Origin of the sequence: Bacillus sp. A01H (assembly GCF_045277205.1) — a bacterium.
In the GTDB taxonomy this organism is placed as follows: domain Bacteria; phylum Bacillota; class Bacilli; order Bacillales; family Bacillaceae_G; genus Bacillus_A; species Bacillus_A paranthracis.
The window spans coordinates 85,001-87,500 of record NZ_CP117702.1 but is presented as its reverse complement, the minus strand read 5'-3'; the positions used below and the strand labels follow the sequence as shown (position 1 = coordinate 87,500).

Genomic DNA, 2,500 nt, shown 5'->3' with positions numbered 1-2,500 from the left:
TAACCTCTTGATCCGTAGTCAAACGCTCTATCCAATTGAGCTACGGGCGCATATGGTGCCGAGGGCGGGGGTCGAACCCGCACGGTGGTCACCCACCGCAGGATTTTAAGTCCTGTGCGTCTGCCTGTTCCGCCACCCCGGCATGTCATATTGAAAATTGGAGCGGAAGACGGGATTCGAACCCGCGACCCCAACCTTGGCAAGGTTGTATTCTACCACTGAACTACTTCCGCAAGACATGTTTGAGTTATTTCATTAAAAGTGCGGGTGAAGGGAGTCGAACCCCCACGCCAAAGGCGCTAGATCCTAAGTCTAGTGCGTCTGCCAATTCCGCCACACCCGCATATTCATTAAAAATGGTGAGCCATGAAGGACTCGAACCTTCGACCCTCTGATTAAAAGTCAGATGCTCTACCAACTGAGCTAATGGCTCTTACAATAAAAACTGGTGCCGACTAGAGGACTTGAACCCCCAACCTACTGATTACAAGTCAGTTGCTCTACCAATTGAGCTAAGTCGGCTAAATGGTGGAGGATGACGGGATCGAACCGCCGACCCCCTGCTTGTAAGGCAGGTGCTCTCCCAGCTGAGCTAATCCTCCGGATTGCCTGGCAACGTCCTACTCTCACAGGGACAAGGTCCCAACTACCATCGGCGCTAGAGAGCTTAACTTCCGTGTTCGGTATGGGAACGGGTGTGACCTCTCTGCCATCATTACCAGACTGTATTCATTTAAGACAAGAATTATTGTAACTTATTTCACTTTGAAAGTCAACAAGTTTTTTATATTCTTTCAAAACTAGATAACATTGCTTCATATTATATGGTTAAGTCCTCGATCTATTAGTATTCGTCAGCTCCACATGTCACCATGCTTCCACCTCGAACCTATCAACCTGATCATCTTTCAGGGATCTTACTAGCTTACGCTATGGGAAATCTCATCTTGAGGGGGGCTTCATGCTTAGATGCTTTCAGCACTTATCCCTTCCGCACATAGCTACCCAGCTATGCCCTTGGCAGAACAACTGGTACACCAGCGGTGCGTCCATCCCGGTCCTCTCGTACTAAGGACAGCTCCTCTCAAATTTCCTACGCCCACGACGGATAGGGACCGAACTGTCTCACGACGTTCTGAACCCAGCTCGCGTACCGCTTTAATGGGCGAACAGCCCAACCCTTGGGACCGACTACAGCCCCAGGATGCGATGAGCCGACATCGAGGTGCCAAACCTCCCCGTCGATGTGGACTCTTGGGGGAGATAAGCCTGTTATCCCCGGGGTAGCTTTTATCCGTTGAGCGATGGCCCTTCCATGCGGAACCACCGGATCACTAAGCCCGACTTTCGTCCCTGCTCGACTTGTAGGTCTCGCAGTCAAGCTCCCTTATGCCTTTGCACTCTACGAATGATTTCCAACCATTCTGAGGGAACCTTTGGGCGCCTCCGTTACACTTTAGGAGGCGACCGCCCCAGTCAAACTGCCCACCTGACACTGTCTCCCGGGTCGATAAGACCCGTAGGTTAGAATTTCAATACAGTCAGGGCGGTATCCCACCAGCGCCTCCACCGAAGCTAGCGCTCCGGTTTCAAAGGCTCCCGCCTATCCTGTACAAACTGTACCAAAATTCAATATCAGGCTACAGTAAAGCTCCACGGGGTCTTTCCGTCCTGTCGCGGGTAACCTGCATCTTCACAGGTACTATAATTTCACCGAGTCTCTGGTTGAGACAGTGCCCAAATCGTTACACCTTTCGTGCGGGTCGGAACTTACCCGACAAGGAATTTCGCTACCTTAGGACCGTTATAGTTACGGCCGCCGTTTACTGGGGCTTCAGTTCAGAGCTTCGCTTACGCTAACCCCTCTCCTTAACCTTCCAGCACCGGGCAGGTGTCACCCCCTATACTTCGCCTTACGGCTTCGCAGAGAGCTGTGTTTTTGCTAAACAGTCGCTTGGGCCTATTCACTGCGGCTTTCCGTTAAGAAAGCACCCCTTCTCCCGAAGTTACGGGGTCATTTTGCCGAGTTCCTTAACCAGAGTTCTCTCGCACACCTTAGGATTCTCTCCTCGCCTACCTGTGTCGGTTTGCGGTACAGGCACCTTTTATCTCGCTAGAAGCTTTTCTTGGCAGCGGGGAATCAAAGACTTCGCTCCATAAGGAGCTTCCCCATCACAGCTCAGCCTTTACGATAAGCGGATTTGCCTACTTATCAGCCTAACTGCTTGGACGTGCACAACCAATCGCACGCTTCTTCTATCCTTCTGCGTCCCTCCATTGCTCAAACGATAAAGAGGTGGTACAGGAATATCAACCTGTTGTCCATCGCCTACGCCTGTCGGCCTCGGCTTAGGTCCTGACTAACCCTGAGCGGACGAGCCTTCCTCAGGAAACCTTAGGCATTCGGTGGACGGGATTCTCACCCGTCTTTCGCTACTCATACCGGCATTCTCACTTCTAAGCACTCCACCAGTCCTTCCGGTCTGACTTCACTGTCCTT

At 51.7% G+C, this 2,500-nt stretch carries 7 tRNA genes and 2 rRNA genes (2 of these 9 cut by a window edge); all 9 read right to left on the bottom strand.

The features are described from left to right. Positions 1 to 50, bottom strand: a tRNA-Arg gene (locus tag PSR14_RS00480); it reaches 24 nt to the left of the window's first position. Between the two features lie 3 nt (positions 51 to 53). Further along, positions 54 to 142 (bottom strand) — tRNA-Leu (locus tag PSR14_RS00475). Between the two features lie 16 nt (positions 143 to 158). Further along, positions 159 to 233 (bottom strand) — tRNA-Gly (locus tag PSR14_RS00470). A gap of 29 nt (positions 234 to 262) precedes the next feature. Further along, a tRNA-Leu gene (locus tag PSR14_RS00465) sits at positions 263 to 343 on the bottom strand. Between the two features lie 14 nt (positions 344 to 357). Further along, a tRNA-Lys gene (locus PSR14_RS00460) sits at positions 358 to 433 on the bottom strand. A 13-nt stretch (positions 434 to 446) separates the two neighbouring features. Next, positions 447 to 522, bottom strand: a tRNA-Thr gene (locus PSR14_RS00455). Between the two features lie 4 nt (positions 523 to 526). Next, positions 527 to 602 (bottom strand) — tRNA-Val (locus PSR14_RS00450). A gap of 5 nt (positions 603 to 607) precedes the next feature. After that, a 5S ribosomal RNA gene (gene rrf, locus PSR14_RS00445) occupies positions 608 to 723 on the bottom strand. A gap of 101 nt (positions 724 to 824) precedes the next feature. Continuing rightward, positions 825 to 2,500: ribosomal RNA gene (locus PSR14_RS00440) — 23S ribosomal RNA — on the bottom strand; it runs 1,247 nt beyond the window's last position.